This window comes from Sphingomonas sp. NPDC092440 (assembly GCF_044754985.1).
GTDB lineage: Bacteria > Pseudomonadota > Alphaproteobacteria > Sphingomonadales > Sphingomonadaceae > Sphingomonas.
This window is the reverse complement of record NZ_JBIVQA010000001.1, coordinates 332378-358914: the sequence shown is the minus strand read 5'-3', so window position 1 is coordinate 358914 and position 26537 is coordinate 332378. Positions and strand designations below refer to the sequence as shown.

Annotated in this window: 32 protein-coding genes; 10 read left to right on the top strand and 22 right to left on the bottom strand. The window is 68.5% G+C overall.

Going from position 1 to position 26537, the window contains the following annotated elements; genetic code table 11:
- Positions 1-58: 58 nt before the first annotated feature.
- From ACIQCS_RS01875 to ACIQCS_RS01795, 17 genes are all read right to left on the bottom strand, one after another.
- Positions 59-781, bottom strand: a complete 723-nt coding sequence (locus ACIQCS_RS01875) for a DUF4230 domain-containing protein (protein WP_345850694.1) — start codon at positions 779-781, stop codon at positions 59-61.
- Complete coding sequence (locus ACIQCS_RS01870; protein ID WP_345850693.1) at positions 763-1632, bottom strand: MBL fold metallo-hydrolase; 870 nt, start codon at positions 1630-1632, stop codon at positions 763-765. The genes ACIQCS_RS01875 and ACIQCS_RS01870 overlap by 19 nt, the downstream gene beginning before the upstream one ends.
- A 142-nt stretch (positions 1633-1774) precedes the next feature.
- On the bottom strand, positions 1775-3385 hold the full coding sequence (locus ACIQCS_RS01865) for a M56 family metallopeptidase (RefSeq protein WP_345850692.1): 1611 nt from the start codon (positions 3383-3385) through the stop codon (positions 1775-1777).
- Entirely contained in the window at positions 3382-3750 is a 369-nt protein-coding gene (locus ACIQCS_RS01860) for a BlaI/MecI/CopY family transcriptional regulator (protein ID WP_280281457.1), read from the bottom strand. Before ACIQCS_RS01860 ends, ACIQCS_RS01865 begins: the two co-directional genes overlap by 4 nt.
- Positions 3751-4162: 412 nt before the next feature.
- Positions 4163-4498 carry a Grx4 family monothiol glutaredoxin gene (grxD, locus tag ACIQCS_RS01855; RefSeq protein ID WP_345850691.1) on the bottom strand — a complete coding sequence of 112 codons (336 nt, stop codon included), beginning with the start codon at positions 4496-4498 and terminating at the stop codon, positions 4163-4165.
- Between the two features lie 5 nt (positions 4499-4503).
- Complete coding sequence (locus ACIQCS_RS01850) at positions 4504-4743, bottom strand: BolA family transcriptional regulator (RefSeq protein WP_345850690.1); 240 nt, start codon at positions 4741-4743, stop codon at positions 4504-4506.
- Positions 4743-5066: a DUF1476 domain-containing protein gene (locus ACIQCS_RS01845; protein ID WP_345850689.1), complete on the bottom strand. Its 324-nt coding sequence runs from the start codon at positions 5064-5066 to the stop codon at positions 4743-4745. The genes ACIQCS_RS01850 and ACIQCS_RS01845 overlap by 1 nt, the downstream gene beginning before the upstream one ends.
- Positions 5067-5263: 197 nt before the next feature.
- Complete coding sequence (locus ACIQCS_RS01840; RefSeq protein WP_294049748.1) at positions 5264-6259, bottom strand: NADPH:quinone oxidoreductase family protein; 996 nt, start codon at positions 6257-6259, stop codon at positions 5264-5266.
- Complete coding sequence (gene leuD / locus ACIQCS_RS01835; protein ID WP_345850687.1) at positions 6222-6851, bottom strand: 3-isopropylmalate dehydratase small subunit; 630 nt, start codon at positions 6849-6851, stop codon at positions 6222-6224. The genes ACIQCS_RS01840 and leuD overlap by 38 nt, the downstream gene beginning before the upstream one ends.
- A gap of 146 nt (positions 6852-6997) precedes the next feature.
- Entirely contained in the window at positions 6998-8440 is a 1443-nt protein-coding gene (gene leuC, locus ACIQCS_RS01830; RefSeq protein WP_345850686.1) for a 3-isopropylmalate dehydratase large subunit, read from the bottom strand.
- Positions 8441-8517: 77 nt separating this feature from the next.
- Positions 8518-9354 carry a c-type cytochrome gene (locus tag ACIQCS_RS01825; RefSeq protein WP_345850685.1) on the bottom strand — a complete coding sequence of 279 codons (837 nt, stop codon included), beginning with the start codon at positions 9352-9354 and terminating at the stop codon, positions 8518-8520.
- An 83-nt stretch (positions 9355-9437) separates the two neighbouring features.
- Positions 9438-10400, bottom strand: a complete 963-nt coding sequence (locus ACIQCS_RS01820; RefSeq protein ID WP_345850684.1) for an NAD(P)-dependent oxidoreductase — start codon at positions 10398-10400, stop codon at positions 9438-9440.
- 20 nt (positions 10401-10420) lie between these two features.
- Positions 10421-10591: a hypothetical protein gene (locus tag ACIQCS_RS01815; RefSeq protein WP_345850682.1), complete on the bottom strand. Its 171-nt coding sequence runs from the start codon at positions 10589-10591 to the stop codon at positions 10421-10423.
- Positions 10592-10775: 184 nt separating this feature from the next.
- Positions 10776-11459 (bottom strand): ferritin-like domain-containing protein, encoded by a 684-nt coding sequence (locus ACIQCS_RS01810; RefSeq protein ID WP_280280245.1) that lies wholly within the window; start codon positions 11457-11459, stop codon positions 10776-10778.
- A gap of 78 nt (positions 11460-11537) precedes the next feature.
- Positions 11538-12188 carry a 3-oxoacid CoA-transferase subunit B gene (locus ACIQCS_RS01805; protein ID WP_345850679.1) on the bottom strand — a complete coding sequence of 217 codons (651 nt, stop codon included), beginning with the start codon at positions 12186-12188 and terminating at the stop codon, positions 11538-11540.
- Positions 12188-13258, bottom strand: coding sequence for an HAD family acid phosphatase (locus tag ACIQCS_RS01800; protein ID WP_345850677.1), 1071 nt, complete (start codon positions 13256-13258; stop codon positions 12188-12190). The genes ACIQCS_RS01805 and ACIQCS_RS01800 overlap by 1 nt, the downstream gene beginning before the upstream one ends.
- Positions 13255-13974, bottom strand: coding sequence for a CoA transferase subunit A (locus ACIQCS_RS01795; protein WP_280280248.1), 720 nt, complete (start codon positions 13972-13974; stop codon positions 13255-13257). The genes ACIQCS_RS01800 and ACIQCS_RS01795 overlap by 4 nt, the downstream gene beginning before the upstream one ends.
- Before the next feature lie 280 nt (positions 13975-14254).
- Here ACIQCS_RS01795 and ACIQCS_RS01790 point away from each other — a divergent pair, with 280 nt between their 5' ends.
- Positions 14255-14791, top strand: a complete 537-nt coding sequence (locus ACIQCS_RS01790) for a porin family protein (protein ID WP_345850676.1) — start codon at positions 14255-14257, stop codon at positions 14789-14791.
- An 81-nt stretch (positions 14792-14872) separates the two neighbouring features.
- On the top strand, positions 14873-15151 hold the full coding sequence (locus ACIQCS_RS01785; RefSeq protein ID WP_345850674.1) for a DUF1294 domain-containing protein: 279 nt from the start codon (positions 14873-14875) through the stop codon (positions 15149-15151).
- Positions 15152-15228: 77 nt separating this feature from the next.
- Here ACIQCS_RS01785 and ACIQCS_RS01780 read toward each other — a convergent pair whose 3' ends face one another.
- Entirely contained in the window at positions 15229-15975 is a 747-nt protein-coding gene (locus ACIQCS_RS01780) for a glutathione S-transferase family protein (RefSeq protein WP_345850673.1), read from the bottom strand.
- Positions 15976-16022: 47 nt separating this feature from the next.
- On the opposite strand from ACIQCS_RS01780, the gene ACIQCS_RS01775 reads away from it, so the two are divergent.
- Together ACIQCS_RS01775 and ACIQCS_RS01770 are read left to right on the top strand one after the other, a co-directional pair.
- The gene (locus tag ACIQCS_RS01775) at positions 16023-17675 is read left to right on the top strand and encodes a thiamine pyrophosphate-binding protein (RefSeq protein WP_345850672.1); all 1653 of its coding nucleotides are present in this window, start codon (positions 16023-16025) and stop codon (positions 17673-17675) included.
- Between the two features lie 72 nt (positions 17676-17747).
- The gene (locus ACIQCS_RS01770; protein ID WP_280280253.1) at positions 17748-17987 is read left to right on the top strand and encodes a hypothetical protein; all 240 of its coding nucleotides are present in this window, start codon (positions 17748-17750) and stop codon (positions 17985-17987) included.
- A 266-nt stretch (positions 17988-18253) separates the two neighbouring features.
- Here ACIQCS_RS01770 and ACIQCS_RS01765 read toward each other — a convergent pair whose 3' ends face one another.
- On the bottom strand, positions 18254-18940 hold the full coding sequence (locus tag ACIQCS_RS01765) for an ankyrin repeat domain-containing protein (protein ID WP_280280254.1): 687 nt from the start codon (positions 18938-18940) through the stop codon (positions 18254-18256).
- 85 nt (positions 18941-19025) lie between these two features.
- Positions 19026-19229, bottom strand: a complete 204-nt coding sequence (locus tag ACIQCS_RS01760; protein WP_345850670.1) for a CsbD family protein — start codon at positions 19227-19229, stop codon at positions 19026-19028.
- A gap of 90 nt (positions 19230-19319) precedes the next feature.
- On the opposite strand from ACIQCS_RS01760, the gene ACIQCS_RS01755 reads away from it, so the two are divergent.
- Positions 19320-19916 carry a methyltransferase domain-containing protein gene (locus ACIQCS_RS01755; RefSeq protein ID WP_345850668.1) on the top strand — a complete coding sequence of 199 codons (597 nt, stop codon included), beginning with the start codon at positions 19320-19322 and terminating at the stop codon, positions 19914-19916.
- A 194-nt stretch (positions 19917-20110) separates the two neighbouring features.
- Here the strand turns inward: ACIQCS_RS01755 and ACIQCS_RS01750 are convergent, their stop codons facing one another.
- Positions 20111-20881 carry an alpha/beta hydrolase gene (locus ACIQCS_RS01750; protein WP_294049754.1) on the bottom strand — a complete coding sequence of 257 codons (771 nt, stop codon included), beginning with the start codon at positions 20879-20881 and terminating at the stop codon, positions 20111-20113.
- Complete coding sequence (gene thiS / locus ACIQCS_RS01745; RefSeq protein WP_345850666.1) at positions 20881-21912, bottom strand: sulfur carrier protein ThiS; 1032 nt, start codon at positions 21910-21912, stop codon at positions 20881-20883. Before thiS ends, ACIQCS_RS01750 begins: the two co-directional genes overlap by 1 nt.
- A gap of 81 nt (positions 21913-21993) precedes the next feature.
- Between thiS and aroQ the strand changes: the two genes are divergently transcribed.
- The 5 genes from aroQ (at position 21994) to ACIQCS_RS01720 (ending at position 26020) form a co-directional block, all read left to right on the top strand.
- On the top strand, positions 21994-22428 hold the full coding sequence (aroQ, locus tag ACIQCS_RS01740; RefSeq protein WP_345850664.1) for a type II 3-dehydroquinate dehydratase: 435 nt from the start codon (positions 21994-21996) through the stop codon (positions 22426-22428).
- A 34-nt stretch (positions 22429-22462) separates the two neighbouring features.
- The gene (gene accB / locus ACIQCS_RS01735; RefSeq protein WP_345850663.1) at positions 22463-22954 is read left to right on the top strand and encodes an acetyl-CoA carboxylase biotin carboxyl carrier protein; all 492 of its coding nucleotides are present in this window, start codon (positions 22463-22465) and stop codon (positions 22952-22954) included.
- A gap of 9 nt (positions 22955-22963) precedes the next feature.
- Positions 22964-24325 carry an acetyl-CoA carboxylase biotin carboxylase subunit gene (gene accC / locus ACIQCS_RS01730; RefSeq protein ID WP_280280262.1) on the top strand — a complete coding sequence of 454 codons (1362 nt, stop codon included), beginning with the start codon at positions 22964-22966 and terminating at the stop codon, positions 24323-24325.
- Complete coding sequence (arsC, locus tag ACIQCS_RS01725) at positions 24322-24660, top strand: arsenate reductase (glutaredoxin) (RefSeq protein ID WP_345850661.1); 339 nt, start codon at positions 24322-24324, stop codon at positions 24658-24660. The genes accC and arsC overlap by 4 nt, the downstream gene beginning before the upstream one ends.
- A 265-nt stretch (positions 24661-24925) precedes the next feature.
- Entirely contained in the window at positions 24926-26020 is a 1095-nt protein-coding gene (locus ACIQCS_RS01720; RefSeq protein ID WP_345850659.1) for a GGDEF domain-containing protein, read from the top strand.
- Positions 26021-26537: the final 517 nt, after the last annotated feature.

Genomic DNA, 26537 nt, shown 5'->3' with positions numbered 1-26537 from the left:
AAATATGCACTGCCGTGAAGGTAGCGCATTCGGGCCGGCCGCTCAACGGCGCGACCGCTCACCATTTGTTGGCGACGACGTCCTCGGGCCTGCGCGATTCGTCCCAGCGCTCGGCCGGGCGATTCGCCTCGTCGGGGAAGATCACCTGGACATCGGCGGCGATGCCCGTCGCCCGGAGCGGCATGGTGAAGCTGCGCTCCACCGCGCGCCGGGTCGCGTCGCGAGCCATGCGCATATAGGGGCCCGACTGGGCCTGGCGCAGCAGCTCCTGCTGGCCGGCCTTGCGATTGGCATCGTCGAGCTTGCCGCCGACATCGGTGACCGAGAGCAGGATGCCGCCATTGTCATATTGGCGAACCTGGTCGAGATCGACGTCCGGGCCCATCGCCTCGACGGCCGGCAGCCGGACGGTGAGCAGCTTGTTCTGCGCGTCCCAGGTCACATCCTCCTGGCGCAGCTTCGACAGATCGACTTCGTAGCGGACGCTGCCCGGCATGATCATCGTCTTCTGCGCGGTGAGGCCGAGCTGGCTCTGCTTCGAGGTGACCACCGCGACGAACTTGGCCGCGAAGGCCGACAGCCGGTTCTGCTCGCGCAGCCCCTGCAGGCTGGCCTGGGCCACCGTCTCGGGCGTCGGGCCCTGGAACTGCCGCTTGATCGTATCGCCCAGGAACCAGAAGCCGGCGCCCATCGTCAGGACCACCGCCAGCACGATCACGAGAGTGACACCGAACAGCTTGAGGCAGCCCCCGCCGCCCTGCTTCACGCTGTCGTCTTCCAAACGCCGTCCTCCTCGATCACGAGCCCCCGGTCGCGCAGATCGATCAGATGCGCGAGCACCGATCGCCCGGCCGCCCCGCTCAGCCTGGGATCGAGCCCAGCATACATGCGCTCGACCATGGCGGGAACCGCGCCGACATCGGCCCTGAGCAGCCGCAATATCTGCCCCTCGCGCTGCCTGCGATGCCCGATCAGCCCGCGCACGAAACGGTGGGGCTTCTCGATCGGCTCGCCATGCGCGGGGAAATAGATGCGGTCGTCCTCGCGCGCCATCAGCTTGTCGAGGCTGGCCATATAGGCGGCCATGTCGCCGTCCGGCGGCGCGACCACGGTGGTCGACCAGCCCATGACGTGGTCGCCGCAGAACAGCCCGCCGCTCTCCGGCAGGGCGAAGCAGAGATGATTCGAAGTGTGGCCCGGCGTGGCGACCGCGACGAGCGTCCAGTCCGGGCCCGAGACCGATTCGCCGTCGGCCAGCACGCGATCGGGCGCATAGCCGGTATCGAATGCGGCGTCGGCGCGCGGGCCGGCATCCTCGAGCGTGAGCGGGGCGCAGCCGATGATCGGCGCGCCCGTCGCCGCCCTGAGCGGCGCGGCGGCGGGGCTGTGGTCGCGGTGCGTGTGGGTGCAGAGGATCGCCGCCACCCTGCGCCCGCCGATCGCGGCGAGCAGCGCGGCGAGATGGCGGGGATCGTCCGGCCCGGGATCGATCACGGCGAGCACGGAAGTGCCGACCAGATAGGTCTGGGTCCCGGTATAGGTGAACGGCGAGGGATTGGGCGCCAGCACCCGCGTGACCAGCGGATCGAGCGCCATGGCCAGGCCGGTCGGGGCATCCGCGATGATGTCCATGCCCCCGAAATGGCCTTTGCCGCGCCGCAGCGCAAGACCGGCCCGCAAAACGGAAACGGGGCCGGCCGCGAAGGAGATCGGCCGGCCCCGTCGAAAGGCGTTCGTGAAAGGGGCTTTTTGACGAACGCCCTTCCCCTCCATGTCACTTGTCGTCGGCGGCGCTCTTCTCGACTTCGGCGATCGCCTCATCGATGCCCTTCAGCGCCTTGGCACGCTGCTCGGCGCTGAGATCGGACTGGCTCTCGATCGAGCGCCGGGCCATGCGCAGGCCCATCATCGCGCTGCGCATGCCCATCCGCTTGGCGTCGATCGCCGCCCGCTCGGCATTGATCGTGATCCTCTCGATCCGGTTGGAGCAGACGATCATGACCTTCTTGCCGTCCCGCTCGAACTTCTCGACGACCGGCTTGCCGTCCGCCGTATCGGAACATTTGCCGTTCCGGACCTCGGGCACGCTGGCGCGGAGCGCGTCGAGATCGGGCAGCTTCGTCTCGGACGAACTGCCATCGGCGTGCACCATCACGATCTTGGTGAGGCGCTTGCCGTCCTTCTTGTCCTTACCGTCGCCATCGTCGCTATAGCTGTAGACGTAGCGCCTGGCCTTGACCGGAGCCTCGGGCGCTTCCGGCGCGGCGGCGGGCGCCCGCGGAGCGACCGGCTCGGCGGCAACCGGCGGCGCCGGCGGCGCGGGCACGTCCTGGTCCAGCTTGACGCCGGTGACGGTTTCCACCTTCGCCTTGATCTGCTCGGCGGCCTGCGTTCCCGAGGCAGTGAGACCAAGCGCGGCGAGGCCGAGCGCGCCGGTGCCGATCAGGCCGGCGGCGAGGCGGGCGGGGGTGTTCTTGTGGGTCTTCGAAAGCATGCGGAGCCTCCCTTTGACTTCGTTGATCGTGTGCAAGTGACATGCCGCCGAGACCGCACCCCCATGCGCGGACTTGACGATCGCACGGCCATAGGCATGGCGCAGTGCCTGGGCGCGGCCGGCGAGCACCAGGGCGTCGCAGGCCATTTCCTGGTCGGCGCGGAAGGCGCGGAAGGCCCTCCAGGCGACCGGATTGAACCAGTGGATGGCGAGGACGAGCAGCGCGACCCAGTTCGCGATCAGGTCCCCCCGGACATGGTGGCCGAGCTCATGGGCCAGCGCGAGGGCGCGCTCCTGCTCGTCATAGCGCTCGGTGAAGTCGCACGGAAAGGCGACATATTTGCGCAGCACGCCGAAGGCGAGCGGCCCGTGCACCGCGTCCGTCTCGATCACGCGCACCTTGCCCTGCGCCACGGTGCGATCGACGCGGGCGGCCCTGAGCAGCCGGGCGCAGTGGCGGCGATGCGCGATCAGGTGCCAGGCGAGAAAGGCCAGCGCGCCGATCGCCCACAGGCCGAGGCCCAGGATCAGCAAGCTGGGACCGCTCGCGCCATAAGTGGGCGCGACCAGCGCCGCGGTGGCCGGGTGGCTGCCGGTGCCGATCTCGATCATCGTCACCGCGCCCTTGTCGATCCCGGCGGGCAGCGCCTCCGGCTTGATCACGCCGGTGACGATCCCGGGCACATCCGCCTCGCGGACGAAGGGCGCGATCAGGCTGGTGAGCTGCCAGTCGCCCGGCAGCGGGGGCAGCAGCATGCGGATCACCGGCAGCGCCCAGAGCGCATAGGCCATTTGCGGGCCGAACGCGCGGCGGACGGGCGCCCGGATCGCGAGCACCAGCAGCATCAGCAGCGTGCTGGCGACAAAGGTCTCGATGAGCCAGCCGGTCATTGCTTGAGCTCCTTCAGCAGCGCCTCGATCTCGGCGATGTCCTGTTCGGTGAGTTCGTCGCGCTCGGCGAGATGCGCGACCAGCGGCGTCAGCCTGCCGCCGAAGAGGCGGTCCATCAGCTTGCGCGATTCCCCGGCAACATAGTCGCCGCGCACGACCAGCGGGCGATAGAGGTAGCGCCGCCCCTCTTCCTGGTGCGCGATGATGTTCTTGGCGAGCAGGCGCCCGAGCAGGGTCTTGACCGTGTTGGCGCTCCAGCCGCGCTCGGCGGGCACGCGCTCGGCCACTTCCTGGGCGGTGAGCGGCGACTCTTCCCACAGCACTTCCATCACGGCGTGCTCGGCGTCGCTGATCCGTTCCGTCATCGTTCCCTCTTTCCTCGACTACTGTTGTAATCGTTACGATTACATCTGTAGTCAAGTGGGTGAACGCCGGCTGAACGAATTTCGTCGGACTTTTCGGGCGCCCTTGGGGCGAGGGCGTGAAACTGTCGGGATCGTTTACAGCCGCACGAGATGGTTAAGAGCCGATAACCAGCGTGAAGCCCGGAAATCCTCGGCTCGCGCGAACTGGCACGGGGGCTGCAAAGTAAAAGGCACCCCAAGCGTTCAACGCTTCATTCCAGGGTGGGTCGACCGCTACTTTCCCCGGTCTCGCGTCGACCCACCCGACCCGGGGTTCCCCGAAAGCTGATGTCGAATAGGGCGCGACTCGCCCCATGAACCGTCATCCCCGCCTTAGCAGGGATGACGAGAGCAGTGGCCGCAACGCCGGCGGTTATGCGGAAGCCGCTCCGGCGCCCTTGTCGGCCAGCAGCGCACCCAGCTCGCCGCTCTCGAACATCTCCATCATGATGTCCGAGCCGCCCACGAACTCGCCCTTCACATAGAGCTGCGGGATGGTCGGCCAGTCGGAGAATTCCTTGATCCCCTGGCGGATGCCCTGGTCCTGGAGCACGTCGACGCTCTCGAACTCGGCACCGAGATGGTTGAGGATCGCCACCGCGCGGCTGGAAAAGCCGCACTGCGGGAAGAGCGGGCTGCCCTTCATGAACAGCAGCACCGTGTTGCTGTCGACCAGCGCCTTGATGCGCGCCTGGGTATCGTCGGTCACTTCACTTACTCCTCGAGCGGCGCTTCGGTGGTGAGCTGGAGCGCGTGGAGCACGCCGCCCATGCGCCCGCCGAGCGCGGCATAGACCGCCTGGTGCTGGCGCACCCGCGGCATGCCCTTGAACATCGGCGCGACCACGCGCGCCGCATAATGATCGCCGTCCCCGGCAAGATCGGTGATCTCGACCCGGGCATTGGGGATGCCGGCCTTGATCAGGTCCTCGATCTCGGCGGCAGCCATCGGCATCAGACTTCGCCCATCAGCTGGCGGCGCGCCTCGACCGCCTGCTCCGCGAGCGCGCGGCGCACGGTGGCGTCGTCGGTCTCGATGCCGGCGGCGAGCAGGTCGCCGAGCAGCTTGCGGATCACGTCCTCGTCGCCGGCTTCCTCGAAATCGGCCTGGACGACCGCCTTGGCATAGGCGTCGGTCTCTTCCGGGGTCAGCTTCATCTGCGCGGCGGCCCATTGGCCGACCAGCCGGTTGCGGCGCGCGGTGACGCGGAAGGCCATGTCCTCGTCGCGCGCGAACTTCGCCTCGAATGCCTTTTCGCGATCGTCGAACGTGGTCATTGCAATCCCCTAACTGGCGTTTGGTGCGGAGATAGGGGGGCGATGGGCATAGGGCAAGCCAGCCTTCTCCCCTCCCTGGAAGGGAGGGGTCGGGGATGGGTGGATATACGCGATACGGCGGGAGCGGGCTTCGAACCCCGGCAGTATCGCCAAGCCTCCACCCACCCCCAGCCCCTCCCTTCCAGGGAGGGGAGCGCCTAGATCGTCACCACGACCTTCCCGATCACCTGGCGCGCGGCCATCTTGGCGATCGCCTTGCCGCCATCGGCCAGCGCGAAGGTCTCGGTGACCCTGGGCGCGATCCTGCCCTCGCCCCACAGCCGGAACAGCTGGCCGACATGCGCCGCATTGGCCTTGGGATCGCGCGCCGCGAAGGCGCCCCAGAACACGCCGCACACGTCGCAGCTCTTGAGCAGGGTAAGGTTGAGCGGCAGCCTGGGGATGCCCGCCGGGAAGCCGACCACCAGATAGCGCCCTTCCCAGCCGATCGCGCGCAGCGCCGGCTCGGCATAGTCGCCGCCCACCGGATCGTAGATCACATCGGCGCCCTGCGGGCCCAGCGCCGCCTTGAACTGTTCGGCCAGCGCCTTGGACTGGTCCTTGTCGAACGGCGCGCGGCCATAGACGAGCGCCTCGTCCGCGCCCGCCGCCCTGGCCGCCGCCGCCTTCTCCTCCGAGGAGACCGCCGCCACCACGCGCGCGCCGAACGCCTTGCCCAGTTCCACCGCGGCAAGGCCGACGCCGCCCGCCGCGCCCAGCACCAGCAGATTATGCCCCTCGCGCAGATGCCCGCGATCGAGCAGCGCGTGGATCGTCGTCGCATAGGTGAGCAGCAGCGCCGCGCCCTCTTCGAAGCTGCGGCCCTCGGGCAGGCGGAACAGGCGGAAGGCCTCGATCGCGATCTTCTCCACCAGCCCGCCATGGCCGGTCACCGCAATCACCCGGTCGCCCACCGCCCAGTCGGTCACGCCCTCGCCCACGCTCTCGATCACGCCGGCGATCTCGCCGCCCGGCGCAAAGGGGCGCGGCGGCTTGAACTGGTACTTGTCCTCGATGATCAGGAAATCGGGATAGTTGATCGCGCAGGCCTTCACCGCGACCACGACCTGCCCCTTCCCCGCTGCCGGATCGGGCAGATCCTCCAGGATTAGAGTATCAGGTCCGCCCGGTTGCTTCGAGAGCAATGCCTTCATTCGCCGTCTCCACCGCAAGCCAGGGGCGATCCTTTGCCATCCCGGCTTCGAATTTCGAAATCGCGGTATCTTGTGCCAGCGTCATGCCGATCTCGTCCAGCCCTTCCATCAGGCATTGGCGGCGGAACGGGTCGAGATCGAAGGCGAAGCGATCCTGGAAGGGCGTGGTGACGGTCATCGTCTCCAGGTCGATGGTGATCTCGTCGGTCCTCGCGACTTCGACCAGCCGGTCCACCGCTTCCTGCGGCAGCACCACCGGCACGATGCCGTTCTTGAAGGCATTGCCCGAGAAGATGTCCGAGAAGCTCGGCGCGATCACGGCCCTGACGCCCAGATCGGCAAGCGCCCAGGCGGCATGCTCACGGCTGGATCCGCAGCCGAAATTGTCGCCGGCGACGAGCACGGGCGCACCGGCATAGCGCGGATCGTCGAAGACATTGCCCGGCTGCGCGCGCACGCTCTCGAAGGCGCCCCTGCCCAGCCCCTCGCGCGTGGTGGTCTTCAGCCAGTGCGCCGGAATGATGATGTCGGTGTCGATGTTGCTCGCGCCCCACGGATAGGCGCGCCCCTCGACCTTGCGAACGGCTTCCACGCTACACAACCTCCCCGATCAGCGGGTGGCCATGATCTCCGCCCTGGCCTCGACCGTCTTGCCCGTGGCCGCATAGGCCGCGGCCAGGCCGCTCAGCACCGTACCCGCAATCAACGCGACTAGCGCCCGCTTCATAGAACATCCCCTTACGCATCCTCCGACATCAGCTCCCTGACATCGGTGAGGCGCCCCCGGATCGCCGCTGCCGCCGCCATTGCGGGTGAAAGCAGGTGCGTCCGCGCCCCCGGACCCTGCCTCCCTACGAAATTACGGTTCGAGGTGGAAGCACAACGTTCGCCGCTGGGAACCTTGTCGGGGTTCATCGCGAGACACATCGAGCAGCCCGGCTCGCGCCATTCGAACCCGGCCTCGCGGAAGATGCGGTCCAGCCCCTCCGCCTCGGCCTGGCGCTTGACCAGGCCGGAACCCGGCACGATCAGCGCCTGGCGGATGCGGTCGGCGACGTGATGGCCCTTCACCACCGCCGCGGCGGCGCGCAGATCCTCGATCCGGCTGTTGGTGCACGAGCCGATGAAGACATGCTCGATGGGAACATCCTCCATCCGCATGCCCGGGGTCAGCCCCATATAATCGAGCGACTTCTGCGCGGCGGCCCGCTTGGCGGGGTCTGCGAAGCTCTCCGGATCGGGCACGGCGCCGGTGATCGGCACCACGTCCTCCGGGCTGGTGCCCCAGGTGAGCGACGGCGCGATGTCGCTGGCCTGCAGGATCACGCTCTTGTCGTACACGGCGCCGGCGTCGCCGGGCAGCGTCCGCCACCAGGCGACGGCCCTGTCCCAGGCCGCGCCGGCCGGGGCCATCGGGCGCCCCTTGAGATAGGCATAGGTCGTCTCGTCGGGCGCGATCAGGCCCGAGCGGGCGCCGCCCTCGATCGACATGTTGGAGACGGTCAGCCGCCCCTCGATCGACATGTTCCGGATCACGTCGCCCGTGAACTCGATGACATAGCCGGTGCCGCCGGCCGCGCCGATCCGGCCGATGATCGCCAGCACGACATCCTTGGGGCTCACACCGAAGCCGAGCGTCCCGTCGACGCGGATCTCCAGCGTCCTGGACTGTTTCAGCAACAGCGTCTGCGTGGCGAGGACATGCTCCACCTCGCTGGTGCCGATGCCGAACGCCAGGGCGCCGAGCGCGCCGTGCGCGGACGTATGGCTGTCACCGCACACCAGCGTCGCCCCGGGCAGGGTGAAGCCCTGTTCCGGCCCGATCACGTGCACGATGCCCTGCCGTGCATCGAGCGCGTCGATATAGGGCACGCCGAACTCGGCGACGTTCGCCCGCAGCGCGGCGAGCTGGCCGGCGCTCGCCGGATCGGCGATCGGCAGCATCTGCCCCGCGGCGTCCACGCGCGGCGTGGTCGGCAGGTTGTGATCGGGGACCGCCAGCGTCAGGTCCGGGCGGCGCACCGGCCGCCCCGCCGCGCGCAGGCCGGCAAAGGCCTGGGGGCTGGTCACCTCATGAACGAGGTGGCGGTCGATATAGATCAGGCAGGTTCCGTCGTCCCGGCGCTCGACCACATGGTCGGCCCAGATCTTCTCGTAAAGGGTACGCGGTTGAGCGGTCATGCGGGCGCTTTAGTCGATTCTTGCGCACAGGCAAGCGTTCGTGCAATTTTCCGTCGCATAGTTGAACTATTCTCCGGTCAGCGGCCCAGCCGCGCCGCCTCGCCCCTGAGATAGGCATGCAGCGCCGCGATCTCCATGTCGCCGAGCGCATGCACGGCGTCCCGCGCGACGGCCGATATCGGGCCGCGATCGCGCCCATGCCTCCCCATCCCGGCGCGCAGCAACCTGTGGAAGGCGGCGGGATCCTGGCCGGCGGCCCGGGGCGCCAGCGCGGGGGCGGCCGGTCCGTCGCCCGGCGCATGGTCGTCGCCCAGCCGATGGCACGCGGCACAGGCAGTGTCATAGACATAGCGACCGGTCTCGGGCGGCCGATGCGCGGGGGCGAGCCGGACATGGCGAACGCTCTCCTCGAAGCTGCCGGTCAGCATGCCCAGGCGCGGCAGCGGGCCATAGCTGGTCTCGACGCGCGAATCCCCCGCCCCCGGCTTCAGCGTGCGCAGCCAGGCGATGATCCGGCCGAGATCGTCATCGGCCCAGCTGCCAAGCGCCCGGCTGGGCATGCGGAAGAGCGTGCTGCCGTCCCGCTTCACACCGTACCGGATCAGCCGGACGAGCTCGGCGTCCGAATATCCCGCGAGCTTGCGGGCAAGCGCGGGCGGAGCGATCGTGCCGGCCAGCCGGTCGCTGGTCCAGACGCGCCCCTCGCCGTTCGGCCCGTGGCAGCCGCGACAGCCCGCCAGCCTGGCGAGCCTGCCCCCCTCGGCGATCGCGGCGGGATCGCGGGGAATGGCGACTCTGTCGTCCGGCACGGCATGGCCGCGTCCGATGATCCACTCGGAGCCAACGAACAGCCCGGCCGCCAGCACGATGGCGATCGCCACCAGCGCCTCGAACAGCTTCACCGCACGCCGCATCGGATTCCCCCCGGATTCCCCGGGGCGATCCAGAGCCTAGTTTCGTTACAGCGCCGCGACGAAGCCTGCCGGCGCCCTCCCGGTCAGCCGGCGCCCGCCATTTCCTTCGGCGAGACATAGGCCGGATCGTGCGCGAAGGGCAGCGGCCGCCCCGCCCGCAGCGCCTCCAGGACTTCCGCGAACCCGGTCTCGCACCGGAAGCCGAGGCGACGCTCGGCGCGGGCGGCGTCGTAGACGCGGCCGATGCGCTCCGGGAGCGCCCAGCCCCGCGCCCGGTACAGCTCCGGCGCATCGGGGAAATAGCGCGCGATCACGGCGCCGGCATCGGCCTTGAGCGCGGCGCAGTCCGCCCGCGCGAAGGGCGTCGGCGCGGAGACGATGAAGACGTCGAAGCCGATCTCCGGCGCCTGTTCGAGCGCGCGCAGATGGGCCCGCGCGGCATCCTCCGCGGTCAGCCGGCGGTACAGCAGCTCGTTCGCCTTCATGTTCTCGCCGGAGAGTCCCCGATCGGTGTCGTCCTCCTCCGGGAAGAAGCGGCTGGTGCGCAGCACGACGCAATTGAGCCCGTCGTTCAGCCAGGCCAGGCGGCAGAGCTGCTCGGCGGCGAGCTTGGTGACGCCATAGATGTTGCGCGGCTCGATCGGCCCCGCATCCTCATCGAGCCAGATCGCCGCGTCTCCCGCCTCGTCGCGGATCGCCTGGCTGATCATCAGCGAAGTGGTGGAAGTGAAGACGAACCGGTCGTGCCCGGCACGGGCCGCCGCCTCGAGCAGGTTCAGCGTGCCGGTGACGTTGACGTCGACGAACGCCTGGGCCGGATAGCGCGCGATGTCGGGCTTGTGCAGCGCTCCGCCATGGATCACCGCCTCGATCCCGCGCTCGGCAAAGACCCGGTCGATCAAGGCGCGATCCGCCACCGATCCGATCACGTCGGTGTCCGCGCCCGGCGCGATGTCGAGCCCGGTCACGACATGCCCCTTCGCGCGCAACATCGGTGCGAGGAACCGGCCGAGCCAGCCGGACGAGCCTGTCAGCAGAATGTGCATGGGCGCTCGATAGACGAGCCTCAGCTGCGCCGCCAGTCCGACACGAGGTAGCGGCAGGATGGCGCGGTCCAGTGCGTCGAGAAATGCGAGGCTCCCGCCTCGCGGTCGCGCGCCGTCTCCAGATCGGCCGGCAGATCCAAAGCCACAAGAAACACGATCAGCCCGGTCAGGCCGCAGACCATCCTACGCATGCACAAACCCCGTTACGCCCGTGCGCCGATATCCCGGCACACCCTCTCCGGCAGGTTGCAGCAGTGCGACCTTGTGCTGCGGCGAGCCCCCATGCACCGGATGGTCATGCGGCGCCGCAGCGATGCGACGAATCCGGACATGCGGGCGACCATGCCGCACGCATGCACGTCGAAAGCGGGGAGATCAGGCCAGGCTGGGGACGGTGGAGGCCCGGGCCTCCGCGGGTTCGCCCGCATCGGCCCATTCGGTGCGGCGCTTCACGCCGGGATTGAGGAACAGCACCGGCAGCTTGAGAAACAGCAGCTCGGAATGGATGAACCCGTCGATCGCCCGCTCCCACCAGCGGGGATCGCGCTTGCCGTTCGCCCTGAGCCAGCCGTCATAGGGCGCCCAGTGGCTCGGCTCGTCCTTCTCGATGACCCGGAAGATCTTCATCAGCACCTTGTCGTGCCGCACCAGCGGATGCCGGAGCAGGACGTCGACCTGCTTGTAGCCGCGCTGCTCGGTGAGGGAGATCACCCGGCACAGCTTCTCGAACTGCGCGTCGTCGTCGATCACCGCCTGGGTATCGAGCTCGTCGATCGTGCGGCGGAACATGATCTCGACGAACCGGTCGATATGCCCGCATGTCCGATCGACCTGGAGCGGCATCTTGCCCTGCAGCTCGAACCAGCGCTTGAACATCACATAATGCTTGCGCTCGTCGGCCCGGTGCTTCTCGATCGCGGCGATCAGCGCATGGTCGTCGGGCGCGCGCGCCTTCACCGCCTCGAGCACCCGGTCGATGCTCGTGTACCCGCGATGCTCGTTATAGATGTAGATCGAGCCCAGCAGGTCGAGATAGCGGCGGCGGAACCATGCTAGCATCGAAGAATGCTACGCTTTTGTTTCCGCCCCCGCCAGTCGCGCGAAGATTAATTCGCGGTCATGTGGCCTTGCCGCCGCTCAGGCGGCGACGAGCGCCACCTCATATTTCGCCGTCGTCTTCTCCGCGACTTCCGCTTCGGTGACCCCGGGCGCCAGCTCGACCAGGCGGAAGGGCGAATCATGGTCCGTGCGCTGGAACACCGCGAGATCGGTGATGATCATGTCGACCACGTTCCTGCCGGTGAGCGGCAGCTCGCAGCTCGGCACGAACTTGGGATCGCCGTTCTTGGAGTTGTGCTCCATCACCACGATGATCTTCTTCACGCCGGCGACCAGGTCCATCGCGCCGCCCATGCCCTTGATCATCTTGCCGGGGATCATCCAGTTGGCGATGTCGCCGCCTTCGCTGATCTCCATCGCGCCCAGCACGGTCAGGTCGATATGGCCGCCGCGGATCATCGCGAAGCTCTGCTCCGATCCGAAATAGACCGACTGGGGCAGCTCGCTGATCGTCTGCTTGCCGGCATTGATCAGGTCGGGATCGACTTCGTCGTCATAGGGGAACGGCCCGATGCCGAGCATGCCGTTCTCCGACTGGAGCGTGACCTCCACGCCTTCCGGAATATGGTTCGCCACCAGCGTGGGGATACCGATGCCCAGATTGACGTAGAAGCCGTCCCGCAGCTCCTTCGCGGCACGCGCCGCCATCTCATCGCGGGTCCAGGCCATTATTTCTTCTCCTCGGCCGGATCGGCCCATTGCTTGTCCTTGGGGAACACATCGTCCATCCCGCCCTTCAGGCCGCTGCCATAGACGGGGTTCGGCAGGATGAACCAGCCATGCCCCCAGAGCGGCGCGATCAGCGTGTTGGCGGTGGTGTTGCGGCGGGCGGTAACCGACAGCTCCCTGGCGTTGAACAGGTCGCTGAAATCGCCCAGCTGGTCGCCGCCCATCGCGACGATGCAATAGCGCTCGGCGATCTTCCAGCGCCGCTCGTCCTTGCCGCCGGGCGCGGCGTCGTCGCGCAGGATCAGCGTGTCGCCAAGCGTCACCGGCCCCAGCCCGGCATGGTCCAGCGCCTGGATCGTGAACGCGGCGGTGCTCGCCGAGCGATTGGTATTGTAGATCACGGTGATGCCGTCGCCGCGGATCGCCGCGATCGTCTCGGCGGCGCCGGGCACCGCCTCCACCTTGTCGGCCCCGGTCTCTTCCCAGCGCGTCCAGCGGCCCTGGTCATAGCCGGGCCCGCGCCGGGCGGCGTCGCTCTCGAAGCCCAGGTTGAGCAGCACCGTCTCGTCCACGTCGAACACCACGGCCAGCGGACGCTTGCCGCAGGTCTCGAACCGCGGCGAGGCCAGCGTCGAATCGCGCGTCATCACGACCGAGGTGACCTGGCTCTTGTCACGGCGGAAGCGCAGCTCGCCATGGATATAGTTCCACAGCGCCGCATAGGCCTGCAGGCTGAGCGCCGAAGCCTCGCCCGAGCCATAGAGGAACTGCATCTCGGGCGGCACGCTGCCCGGCGCAGCCACCGGCCCCGGCACCGGCGCGGCCGGAACGCCGCTCGGCGGCGGCAGCCTGGTCAGGTTGGTGAGCTGGACCTTCTTGCCGTCCTCGGTCTCGAACACCTGGCCCGGCTGCGGTGCCGGCCGCTCGGCCTTGTCCTTCTTGCGCTTGTGATCCTGCGAGGTCTTGATCACGCCCGCCGCGGCGCCCAGCGGCACCGCCGCCGCGGCGATGCAGCCCGAAAGGCTGCTCGCGGCGAGCGCGAGGCCCGCGATCGCGCAGGCCCGGTTCACGCCGCCCCCAGCGTCTCTGGGCGGGGCCGGGTGGTCCGGAACTCGATCTTCTTGTCATAGGGCGCGCCGATGATCATGCGCTTCACATAGATGCCCGGCAGGTGGATCTGATCGGGATCGAGGCTGCCCACCGGCACGACTTCCTCCACCTCGGCCACGCAGATGCGCCCCGCGGTCGCCATCGGCTGGTTGAAGTTGCGCGCGGTCTTGCGGAAGATCAGGTTGCCGCTCTCATCGGCCTTCCAGCCCTTGATGATCGACAGGTCGCTGCGGATGCCCCGCTCGAGGATATATTCCTCGCCGTCGAACAGCTTCACTTCCTTGCCCTCGGCCACCAGCGTGCCGACGCCGGTCTTGGTGTAGAAGCCCGGGATCCCTGCCCCGCCCGCGCGGCAGCGCTCGGCCAGCGTGCCCTGGGGGCAGAATTCCACCTCGAGCTCACCGCTCAGATACTGCCGCTCGAACTCCTTGTTCTCGCCGACATAGGAGGAGATCATCTTCTTCACCTGGCGGGTGCGCAGCAGCTTGCCCAGCCCCTCGCCGTCGATGCCGGCATTGTTCGAGGCGATGGTGAGGTCCCTGGTCCCCGCATCGCGGATCGCGTCGATCAGCCGCTCGGGAATGCCGCACAGGCCGAAACCGCCCGCGCAGATCGTCATGCCGTCGAACAGCAGCCCTTCCAGCGCTGCCGTGGCGTTGGGGTAGAGCTTCTTCATCCGCGATTCTCTCCTGACTTCGCCCGGGGCGATAGTCCGGCGCGGAAGCCCGGGTCAAGCGAACCTGAATCAGCTTTCAACTTCGCTGCATCGCAGCAAATGCCGGGACTGCCCGCCATCCAACCTGAACAGGAGATGATCAACCCCGGCGGTGTGGCACAAAGGCAACACGGCAGGATTGTAATTAAATTGCCATATTGCACTGCGGAATCGGAGGCCTACGTAGAGGCCCGGATGGCCATCCGAACCTGAGTATCAAAGTCCAAAGGTAGGAAAAGAAATGCGAATTCTCGCAACGACCGCGCTCGCCCTGGTGGCGGCCACCGCAACCCCCGCCCTCGCGCAGGACGGCACCTTCCAGGGTCCGCGCGCCGAAGTGATCGGCGGCTGGGACCGCGTGAACGGCGATGGCGACGGCAAGTCGGGTTTCGTCTATGGCGGCGCCATCGGCTATGACCTGCAGCGCGGCAAGGCCGTGTTCGGCGTGGACGCCGAAGTGACCGGCTCGACCACCAAGGTCACCGATGCCGGCGTCACCGTGAAGGCCGGCCGTGACCTGTATGCGGGCGTTCGCGCCGGTGTCGCCGTCACCCCGACCACCCTGATCTACGCCAAGGGCGGCTACACCAACGGCCGCATCACCGGCGAGACCGGCAATGTCCGCGTCTCCGACAATCTGGACGGCTTCCGCCTGGGCGCCGGCGTCGAGCACGCCTTCGGCCAGCGCCTCTACGGCAAGGTCGAGTATCGCTACTCGAACTACAGCCAGGACGTGGAGCGTCACCAGGTGCTCGCGGGCCTCGGCGTCCGCTTCTGATCTTCCGATCCGAGCAGGAAGGGGCCGCGCGGGCGACTGCGCGGCCCTTTTCCGTTTGCGGTTCCGCTGCGATAGCGCCGCATGCTCGCACTCATTCTCGCCTGGATCGTCGGGGTGAACCTGTGGACGATGCTGCGCTTCCGGCAGGACAAGCGGCGCGCGGCGGCCGGCTTGCGCCGCGTTCCGGAGGCGCAACTGCTCCGGCTCGCGCTGCTGGGCGGCACGCCGGGCGCGTTCGCGGCACGGCGGCTGTTCCGCCACAAGACCCGGAAGCAGCCCTTCTCCACGCACCTCGCGCTGATCGCCGCCGCGCAGCTGGCCGTCGCGATCGCGCTCCTCGCCCTGTGGCTCCGGAAATGAGCGGCTATCAAACAAGTGCCTGATCTTTCACCGCCATCCCGGCCTTGAGGTGACGAAGGAAGAATATGGGTCTCAGCCTAGGGCCCGTCGTCCAGCATGATCGAGCGGTGCGGCGCGCGCCCGCCATAGCTTTGCTCGGCCACCTTCGCCCCCGCCGCGCGCAGCGCGTCCGGCCGGTCCGGCGAGCGCACGCCGACGATCGCGGCTTCGAACTTCATCGTCCCGGCAAAGGCCGGCACCGCGCGCACCCGCTCCAGCCAGCCCGCCGTGCGCGGCCAGCGCGCCGGGTCGATCTCGAACCCGGCGAGCGAGGCGTTGCGGAAGAAGCACGCATAAGTGAAGTCCGCGGTGCAGACATGGTCGAACAGAAAGCCGTCCGCCGGCGCCCGCGCCTCGATCCAGTCGAGCGCTTCGGGCAGGTCGCGCGTCGTCACCTGCGCGATCAGGGCGTGGTCGGGCTCGCGCTTCCAGACATAGGGGACGATCGTCTTCTGGTAGAAGAGCCGCCAGATGATCAGGTCGCCGAGCCGGCTGTCGGCATATTCCTCCATCCAGCGCGCCTTTGCCCGATCGGCCGCGCCCCGGGGCATCAGCGGCGGCGCGGGCCAGCGCTCGTCGACATATTCCGCGATCACGGTCGAGTCGTTGAGCACCAGCGCGCCGTCGATCAGCACCGGGATGCGGCGCAAGGGGCTCACCCGGGTGAATTCCTCGGTGCCGTAGAAGGGCACGATCGGGTCCATCTCATAATCGACGCCCTTGTGATCGAGGGCGACGAATACCTTGCGGGCATAGGGCGACACATGATTGCCAATGATCAGCATGGCGCCAGGGGTTACGCTCCCCGCCCCGCCCGGTCTAGACATGGGCCATGACCGCGAAACGAACCGGGGGCCGGATCCTCGTCGACAATCTGGTCGCGCAAGGCTGCGACCGCATCTTCCACGTGCCGGGCGAGAGCTTCCTCGCCGTGTTGGACGCGCTGCACGACGTGCCCGCGATCGACGTGGTCACCTGCCGCCAGGAAGGCGGCGTCGGCTTCATGGCCTGTGCCGACGGCGCGATGACCGGCCGGCCCGGCATCGCCTTCGCGACGCGCGGGCCGGGCGCGACCAACGCCTCGATCGGCGTGCACGTCGCCATGCAGGATTCGCAGCCGATGATCCTGTTCGTCGGCGATGTCGACCGCGGCATGCGCGACCGCGAGGGCTTCCAGGAAGTCGACCTGCCCGCGATGTTCGCTCCGCTCGCCAAATGGGCGACGCGGATCGAGGATGCGCGCCGCATCCCGGAATATGTCGCCCGCGCCTGGGCCGTCGCGACTTCGGGCCGGCCGGGACCGGTGGTGATCGCGCTGCCCGAGGACATGCTGCGCGACGAAGTCGAGGCGCTGGACCGGCCCGCCCTCGCGCCGCCGCTCCAGTCGCCCGATTTCGTCGAGATCGACCTGCTCTATGACGAACTGCGCAAGGCGAAGCGCCCGGTCGCGATCGTCGGCGGCGCCGGCTGGGACGGCGAGACCGGCGAGGAATTCGCCAGGTTCGCCGAGCGGATCGGCCTGCCCGTGGCCGGCGCCTTCCGCCGGCAGGACGCGATCCTGAACAGCTCGCCCGCCTGGGCCGGCAATCTCGGCTATGGCCCGAATCCGAAGCTGGTCCAGCGGATCAGGGAGGCCGACCTGCTGCTCGTCGTCGGCGCCCGCCTCGGCGAGGCGACGACCGACGGCTATGCGCTGATCACGCCCGACCATCCGGGCCAGACGCTGGTCCATGTCCATCCCGATCCAGGCGAGCTCAACCGCGTCTATCTGGCCGACCTGCCGATCTGCGCCCGCCCCTTCGAGTTCGCGGCGACGCTGGCGGCCGAGGAGGAAGCCGAGCTGCCCCGCTTCGACGCCGAGGCCGCCCATGCCGACTGGATCGAATGGTCCACGCCGAAGCCGCGCGAGGGCGTTGCCCTCGACCTCGGCCAATGCGTCGCGGCGATGCGCGCGGCGATGCCGGCGGACACGATCATCTGCAACGGCGCCGGCAATTTCTCGAGCTGGTGGCACCGCTACTGGCCCTATGGCCCCCAGCCCTCGCAGCTCGCTCCCACCGCCGGTGCGATGGGCTATGGCGTGCCTGCCGCCGTGGCGGCGGCGCTGCGTTTCCCGGATCGCGCGGTGGTCGCGCTCGCGGGCGATGGCGACTTCCTGATGAACGGCCAGGAGCTCGCCACCGCCGTCCAGCACGGCGCCGACCTGATCGTCCTCCTGGTCGACAACGCCGCCTATGGCACGATCCGCATGCACCAGGAGCGCGAATATCCCGCGCGCCTCTCGGGCACGACGCTGCGGAATCCGGATTTCGCCGCGCTCGCCCGCGCCTATGGCGGCTGGGCCGAGACAGTGGAGGCGACCGCGCAGTTCGCCCCCGCGCTGGACCGCGCCCTCGCCCGGCCGGGCCTGCGCCTGCTCCATCTCAAGACCGATATCGAGTTCATCACCCCGGGGCTCACCGTCTCGGGCCTCAGGAGCAAATAATCCCGCCGGCCCACGGCCTTGGCCGCCCTGCCGCCGCTATAATGCGGGCAGGACAATCGAAGAGGCGAGTATATGGGCTGGCGGCACCTGCACGTCGGGCAGAAGGGCGACAATCTGACCATCCAGAACCGCCGGGTCTGGCAGGAGGAATGGCGCTGGATCAATGCCGAGACCGTGCGCCTGCCCGATCCGCTGGTGCCGATGGACATACTTTCGCACATGATCTGCGAAATCGGCCCGAGGACCCGCCCCGTGCGCTTCGCCGCGCACAAGCTGCAAAGCGATCTCTGGTCGTTCTACGTCCCCGATTGAGCGGCGGGCCCCGGATCGGGATCCAGGGCGAGAAGCCGAACAAGCCTTTGAAACCGTTTCCGTCATCCCCGCACAGGCGGGGATCCAGGACCAAGGGCGGGGCAGGCGCAGCAGCCCCCGTCCTCTTCCGGAAAGCGTTCGCGCGATCGCTTCGATCGTCCCGGGCTCCCCTGGATCCCCGCCTGCGCGGGGATGACGACGGAGGGAAGCGGGGATGACGGCTGTTGGGGCACCCCTTGTCTCAAGGGGATAAGTGCCAGGGAAGATCAGCCGGTCGCGAGCCCCTCCGCGATCTCCCACCAGGCCGGATCGCGCTTGCGCCCCAATATCGCCGCCGCGGTTTGCCCCTTGTCGTCGGGAATGTCCCCGCGCGCGCCGGCGCGGACGAACATGGCGAAATGCTCCGCCGCGCTGCCCTTCTTCAGCATCAGGTGCAGCGCCGTCCGGCCCTTCCCGTCCCGCGCATCGGGATCGGCGCCGCCGATCAGCAGCTCCTCCGCCGGCCCGAACCTGCTCCAGCCCACGGCCCCCAGCAACGGCGTCTCGCCGCGGCCGGCGCCTTCCTCGATATCCGCGCCATATGCGAGCAGCAGCCGGATCGTCGCGCGATCCTCGTTCCAGGCGGCGGCGAACAGGCAATGATTCGAGTCGCAACCCGCCTCCAGCAGATGCGCGGCGAGCGGGTGGTTCCCGCCATGCGCCACCGCGAACCACAAGGGCGTCGCGCGCCATTCGCCTTCGGTGAAGGCGGCATCGTCGAGCCCCAGGCCGAGCGCGAGCAGCAGCTCGGCCATGGCGATGCCGGTGCCCGGCGTCGCACAGGCCAGGTGCAGCCAGTTCCGCCCGCGCGCATCGCGATGGCCAAGCAGGTCGGGCCTGGCCGCCAGCCCCGCGCGCACTTCCTCGACGCGGTGCCGGCGGACACTCTCGGTGAGGCTGGTCTTCGAAACCATGCCGCATCCTATCCTCGAATCCCGTGCACGCGAAGAGGCCGTCCCGGTCGCCCGGAACGGCCTCCCCTGAGCATCCTCCAAGGGATCAGATATCGTCGCCGAGCGCGCCCTTCACCTTGCCCATGAGCTGCTGGCCCTTGCCCTTCAGCTCCTGGACCTTGCCCTCGGCGTCGAGCTTGTCGTCCGCGCGGGTGCGGTTGGGATCGTCGGCATCGCCCGCCATCGCCTGCTTGGCCTTGCCGACCAGCTCGTTGACGTTGCCCTTGATCTTGTCGGTAAGTTCACCCATGATTTCAACCTCCTGGCCGCGGATCGGCGCTTGGCCGCGCCGGTGATCCGTAGACTGAAACAACGGTCCGCGCCGGTTATGGGTTCCGTCATGCCAGAGCGGATTGCCGAGCATTATGAACGTCATGCGCATGCCTTCGATCATGCGCGGCGCAAGCGCTTCACCGAGCGACCATGGCTGGACCGCTTCCTGCTGGGCGTGCCGAAGCGCGCCCCGGTCCTCGATCTTGGCTGCGGCGCGGGCGAGCCGATCGCGCGCTATCTGCACGACGCGCACCATCCGATCACCGGCGTCGACGTCTCGGCGAAGATGATCGCGCTCTGCCGCACCCGCTTCCCGCGCGAGCGCTGGATCGCGGCGGACATGCGCGGCGTGGTGCTGGACGGCATGTTCGGCGGGATCATCGCCTGGGACAGCCTTTTCCATCTTCCCGCCGACGACCAGCTCGCCTTGCTCGAGCGGATGGCGCCCTGGCTGTCGCCCGGCGGCGCGCTGCTGTTCAACAGCGGGCCGGAACGCGGCACCGCGATGGGCTGTCAGTTCGGCGAGCAGCTCTATCATGCCAGCGCCGGCCCGGCGGAATATCGCGCCGTGTTCGCAAGGACCGGCCTGTTCGAAGTCGCCCATGCGCCCGAGGACGCGGCGACCGGGGGCCGATCGGTATGGCTGGTGCGGCGGCCGCATTAGGTCTCCCGCCTCCCACAAATTCCGCGCAACCGGCTTCCGTTGAAACCACACCCGTCATCCCCGCCTGCGCAGGGATGACGGTAGAGAAGCGGGGATGATGGCGGAGAAACGGGAATGTCGGTGGAGAAACGGGAATGTCGGGGCTTGCCGATCGAGTCCCGGCCTCGGCCCGAAGTCCGCATGACATAAGCCCCTTACGGCGCCACCTTCTGCAGGAAGGCGATCACCGCAGTCCAGGCGGGTTCGGCGCCCTCGGGGTTCTTCGCGCGCAGCAGCGTGGAGGAACCATGCGCCCCGCCCTGCTTGGGCACGAACTGCTCCTTCTGCCCGGGCACCGCGGCCAGGATGTCGCGCACCGCGTCGATCTCCCGCCCGTCCTGCGCCGAGGTGGCGAACACCGGCGCCTTCACGTTCGCGGCGGCCGTGCGCACCATCGTCTTGTTGTCGAAATACTCGCCGGGCGAGAACGCCATCACGGCCTTTACCTGATCGGGATAGTCCGCGGCGAGCAGGAAGACGAGCGACGCCGAATAGCTACTGCCCCACAGGATCACCGGCAGCTTCCGGTCCTTCGCCCAGGCCAGCGCCGCCACCAGGTCCGGCTTGGCCTGATAATAGCTCGTCGAGCGGCCCAGCGCCTTCACCGTCGCATTGCCGCCGAACAGGTCGCCGCCGGCGCGCTGGTCGATGCGCAGCGAGCTATAGCCCCAGGTCGCCAGCCTCGGGGCGATGGTCGCATATTCGTCCTTGCCCGAGCCGGCCTGGTGAAAGAGCAGGATCAGCGCCTTGGGCTTCTCGACGCTGGTATGGACGCCGAACACCTTCACGCCGTCCGCCGCGGTGAGCGTCACCGGCTCGGCGGAGATGGCGCGCGATTCCTTGGGGACGGCGGCGGGCCTGGGGTGGCAGGCGGAAAGCCCGAGCAGCGCGAGCGCCGCCCCGGCGGCCAATCCCGTCGCGCGCATCAGATCAGCCCCGCCAGCGGGCTCGACGGATCGGCATAGCGGCGCTTGGCCATGCGTCCGGCGCGATAGGAGAGCCGCCCCGCTTCCACCGCCGCTTTCATCGCCGCCGCCATCAGGATCGGGTCCTTGGCCTCGGCGATCGCGGTGTTCATCAGGATGCCGTCGCAGCCCAGCTCCATGCCCACCGCGGCATCGCTCGCCGAGCCGACGCCGGCATCGACCAGCACCGGCACCTTGGCGCCTTCCACGATCAGCCGGATCGTCACCTGGTTCTGGATGCCGAGGCCCGAGCCGATCGGCGCGCCGAGCGGCATGATCGCCACCGCGCCGGCATCCTCCAGCCGCTTGGCGGCGATGGGATCGTCGACGCAATAGACCATCGGCTTGAAGCCTTCGTTCGCCAGGATCTCCGTGGCGCGCAGCGTCTCGACCATATCGGGATAGAGGGTCCGCGCCTCGCCCAGCACCTCGAGCTTCACCAGCTCCCAGCCGCCTGCCTCGCGCGCCAGCCGCAGCGTGCGGATCGCCGATTCGGCATCGAAGCAGCCGGCGGTGTTGGGGAGATAGGTGATCTTCCTGGGGTCGATATAGTCGGTGAGCATCGGCGCATTGGGGTCGCTGACGTTCACGCGGCGCACCGCCACCGTGACGATCTCGGCGCCGCTCGCCGCGACGGCGGCGGCATTCTGCTCGAAATCCTTGTACTTGCCGGTGCCGACGATCAGCCGCGAGCGGAAGGTCTTGCCGGCGACCGTCCATGTGTCCTCGTCGACGGGCCGGCCATTGTCGACCTCGCCCCCCGCGACCGGATGGTCGCCACCGCCGACGAAATGCACGATCTCCAGCTCGTCGCCATCCTCGACGATCACCTGGTCGAGCGTCGAGCGCGGCACCACTTCCAGGTTGCGCTCCACCGCCAGCTTGGCGGGCACCAGCCCCAGCTCCTCGGCCAGCTGGGCGATGGTCAGGCCGGCGGTCACTCGCCTGTGCTCGCCGTTGACGGTGATGGAGACGGTGCCGTCGATATGCATGGACTGTCCTTGGAAATTTGATCGGGAGCGCGGGCTCATATAGGGAAGCCGCTCCCGCGCCCGCAACCGAAAGGCTTGGCCTTGGCCGACATGATCTACGTCCTCAACGGTCCCAACCTCAACCTGCTGGGACTGCGCGAGCCGGAGATCTACGGTTCGGACACGCTCGACGACATTGCGGGCCGCCTGGAAGACCGGGCGAAGGAACTGGGGCTGGAGATCGACCTGCGCCAGTCGAATCACGAGGGCCATCTGATCGACTGGCTCCACGAGGCCCAGGCCCGCGGCGCCAGGGCCGTGCTGCTCAACGCGGGCGCGTTCACGCATACCAGCCTCGCGCTCTACGACGCGATCCGCTCGATCCGGACGCCGGTGCTCGAAGTACATATCTCCAACCCGCTCGCGCGGGAGGAGTATCGCCACCACAGCTATGTCGGCATGGCCGCCAGGGGAACCATCGCCGGTTTCGGGGCGCTGTCCTACATGCTTGCGCTTGAAGCCGCCGCGCTCCTCTGACAAAGGGCGCCGTTTCATCGGAAGACGAGATCAAATGGCAGAAAAGAACGACAAGACGGGCGCAATGCAGGTCGACATCGACCTGGTGCGGCAGCTCGCCGCCGTGCTGGACGACACCAATCTCACCGAGATCGAAGTCGAGGACGGCGATCGCAAGGTCCGCGTCGCGCGCACCGTGCAGGCCGCGCCGGCCATCCTGCAGGCGCCGATGGCTGCGCCGGTAGCCGCTCCGGCCGCCGCCGCGCCGGTTGCCGCCGCCGCCGCCGCCGCCGAGGCCGCGCCCGTCGCGGCGCTGAACGCAGTCAAGTCGCCCATGGTCGGCACCGTCTACCTGGCGCCGAATCCGGAAGCGGCGAACTTCGTCGCGGTCGGCCAGGCGGTGAAGGCCGGCGACACGCTGCTGATCATCGAGGCGATGAAGGTGATGAACCCGATCCACGCCACCTCGGCCGGCACGGTCAAGGCGATCCTGGTCGACAATGGCCAGCCGGTCGAGTTCGACCAGCCCCTCGTCGTCGTCGAGTAACGCGGCACCATGCCTGAAATCAAGAAGCTCCTGATCGCCAATCGCGGCGAGATCGCGCTGCGCATCCATCGTGCCTGCCACGAGATGGGCATCAAGACCGTCGCGGTGCACTCCACCGCCGATTCGGACGCGATGCACGTCCGCCTGGCCGACGAGGCGATCTGCATCGGCCCGCCGGCCGCGGCCGAGAGCTATCTGAAGATCGACCGGATCATCGCCGCCGCCGAGATCTCGGGCGCGGACGCGATCCATCCGGGCTATGGCTTCCTGTCGGAGAACGCCAAGTTCGCCGAGATCGTCGAGGCGCACGGCATCATCTTCGTCGGGCCCAAGCCCGAGCACATCCGCACGATGGGCGACAAGATCGAGGCGAAGCGCACCGCCGGCGCGCTCGGCCTGCCGCTCGTCCCCGGTTCCGACGGCGCGATCAGCGATGTCGAGGAAGCCAAGCGCATCGCCGAGGCGGCCGGCTATCCGGTGATCATCAAGGCCGCCTCGGGCGGCGGCGGCCGCGGCATGAAGGTCGTGACCAACCCCGCCGACCTCGAAGCGCAGATGCTCCAGGCCGGCAGCGAGGCGAAGGCCGCCTTCGGCGACGCCACCGTCTATCTGGAGAAATATCTCGGCAACCCGCGCCATATCGAGGTGCAGGTGTTCGGCGACGGCAATGGCAACGCCATCCACCTGGGCGAGCGCGACTGCTCGCTCCAGCGCCGCCACCAGAAGGTGCTCGAGGAAGCCCCCTCGCCCGTGCTCTCGGCCGAAGAGCGCGAGCGCATCGGCGGGATCTGCGCCAGGGCGATGGCCGATATGGGCTATCGCGGCGCCGGCACGATCGAGTTCCTGTGGGAAGACGGCGAGTTCTACTTCATCGAGATGAACACCCGCCTGCAGGTGGAGCATCCGGTGACCGAGGCGATCACCGGCCTCGACCTGGTCCGCGAGCAGATCCGCGTCGCCGAAGGCCATGGCCTGACGCTGCGCCAGGAAGATGTCGTCTTCCGCGGCCATGCGATCGAGTGCCGCATCAACGCCGAGGATCCGCGCACCTTCGCGCCCTCGCCGGGCCTGGTGAAGGGCTATCACGCGCCGGGCGGCATGAACGTCCGCGTCGATTCGGGCCTCTACGCCGGCTACAAGGTGCCGCCCTATTACGACTCGATGATCGCCAAGCTGATCGTCTACGGCACCACCCGCCAGGGCGCGCTCCGCCGCCTGCGCCGGGCGCTGGAAGAGTTCGTGATCGACGGGATGAAGACCACCATCCCGCTCCACCAGGCACTGCTCGACGACCCCGAATTCCAGAAGGGCGAATATACGATCAAGTGGCTGGAGGAATGGCTGGCCCGGCAGGACGACGCGCAATCGTGAACGCCACCATCTACCACAATCCCCGCTGCTCCAAGTCGCGCGAGGCGCTGGCGATCCTGAACGGGACGCCCGGCCTCGCGGTCGAGGTGGTCGAATATCTCAAGACCCCGCCGAGCCGCGAGACGCTGAAGGCCCTGTACCAGCGCGCCGGCATGACCGCGCGCGAAGGCCTGCGCATCGCCGAGGACGCCGCCAAGCCGCTGAAGGGTGCGGACGACGACGCGATCCTCGATGCGATGGCGGCCAATCCGATCCTGATCGAGCGGCCGCTGGTGGCCACCGACAAGGGCGTTCGCCTGGGCCGCCCGCCGGAGCGGGTGCGCGAGATCCTGTAGGACGGGAACCCAAGGTATCTGAGGCCATATCCGTCATCCCCGCCTGCGCGGGGATGACGATGGAGGGCGTAAGTCCCCAACCCGCCACCACCCACATTACCCGTTTTGGCGAATTCCCGGCCGGATTAACGCGAATATTACGATCGTTCCCGTAACGATCTCGCCGGAAACGGGGGCGGGGAATGCGGACAGGGACAAGGATCGATGAGCGTAGCGCGGGCAAGGGCTCCGCGCGGCTCGGCGCCGGGACCGGGAGAGCGCGCGCATGAACGCGCCGGTCTCCCTCCACTCGCCGCTCGATCGGCTGGTCTCCTGGTTCCGCCGCGGCGAAGGCGAGGATCCCTGGGCCGCGCCCGACCGGACCGCGCTCCACCGGCTGCGCTACGAGCAGATCGGCGCCTTCCTGTTCCAGCACGGCCTGGAGCCCAGCACGACCAATTTCGATTTCGCCGGCCGCTTCCTCAACGGCCTGGAGGCGCCGCTGGTGCGCGCCGCGCAGGAGCTGCTCAACGCCAAGGGCAGCCTGACCGACCGCGACGTCGAGCGGATCGTCGAGCGCTGCGCCGCGAGCGAGACGCCGGACAAGCTCGACAAGCTCACCCGCGAGCTGGAGAGCAAGGTCGCCGACTGCCTCGCCGCGGTGGGTGACGCCACTGCCTCGACCAGCGCCTATTCCACCGCGCTCGGCGAAGCCGCGGACCAGATGGGCAGCGAGCCGGGCGAGGCCTATCGCCGGCTGCTCGAAGTCACGCTCGAAGTGGCCGAGACGACCCGCAGGATCGGCGGCCGGCTCGAGCGCACGCGCGAGGACACGCGGCGCCTGCGCGCCGATCTCGAGCGCGCGGTGCGCGAGGCGGAGGAGGACCATCTCACCGGCCTGCCCAATCGCCGCGGCTTCTTCGCGCGGATGGAAGAGATGCTGGCGCGGCCCGATGCCGCGCCCTTCGCCCTGGCGCTGTGCGACATCGACAATTTCAAGGCGATCAACGACCGGCACGGCCATCATACCGGCGACCGGGTGCTCCGCTTCGTCGCGCGCTTCCTGCGCGAGGGCCTGGGCCGCCGGGTGACGGTCGCGCGCTATGGCGGCGAGGAGTTCGTCTGCCTGTTCGAGGGGGCCGATGCGGAAGAGGCCGCCGACATGCTCGACGGCTGCCGCGCCCGGCTGCGCGAGCGGCTGCTGCGCGACCAGACCACGGACCTGCCGATCGGCAGGATCAGCTTCTCGGCCGGCGTCGCGCCGGTCGCGGACGATCACGCCGACGCGCTGCGCCTTGCCGACGATCTGCTCTATGCGGCGAAACATGCCGGCAAGGATCGCGTGGTGACGTCTTCGCTGCCGGTGGCCTCGGCGGCCTAGAGGCGGATCGGCGTTCAGGCTAAGGTGTGGCTTGGCGGGCCGGAACACTTCGAGCCAACCTCCTTCGTCACCCTGAACTTGTTTGGCGCGTATCCCGCTGGGACAAGTATCTCTGCGTCATCCCCGCGCAGGCGGGGATCCAGGGTAGCGCAGGGCGACGATGCTGCCAGGTGAGCCCCCTTCCGGAGCGCGCGGGACTCGGCTGCGCGCAACCCGCCCGTGGCCCTGGATCCCCGCCTGCGCGGGGATGACGGCTATTGGGGCACTCCTGGTCTCAAGGGGATGATCGCCAACTTGTTTCAAGGTCCAACGTGCCCCCAGCAACGTCCGTCCCTCGCCACCAGGAAGGAACGGAGCTGGATGTCAATTCGCCCTGGTTCCTTCCCCTCCCGCAGAGGAACTGGCTAGGTGAGGACTCATATTCTTCCTTCGTCACCCCGGCCTTGCGCCGGGGTCCCGCTGCCTCGCCAGCACAGGAGGAAGCGGGATCCCGGCTCAAGGCCGGGATGACGGTAGA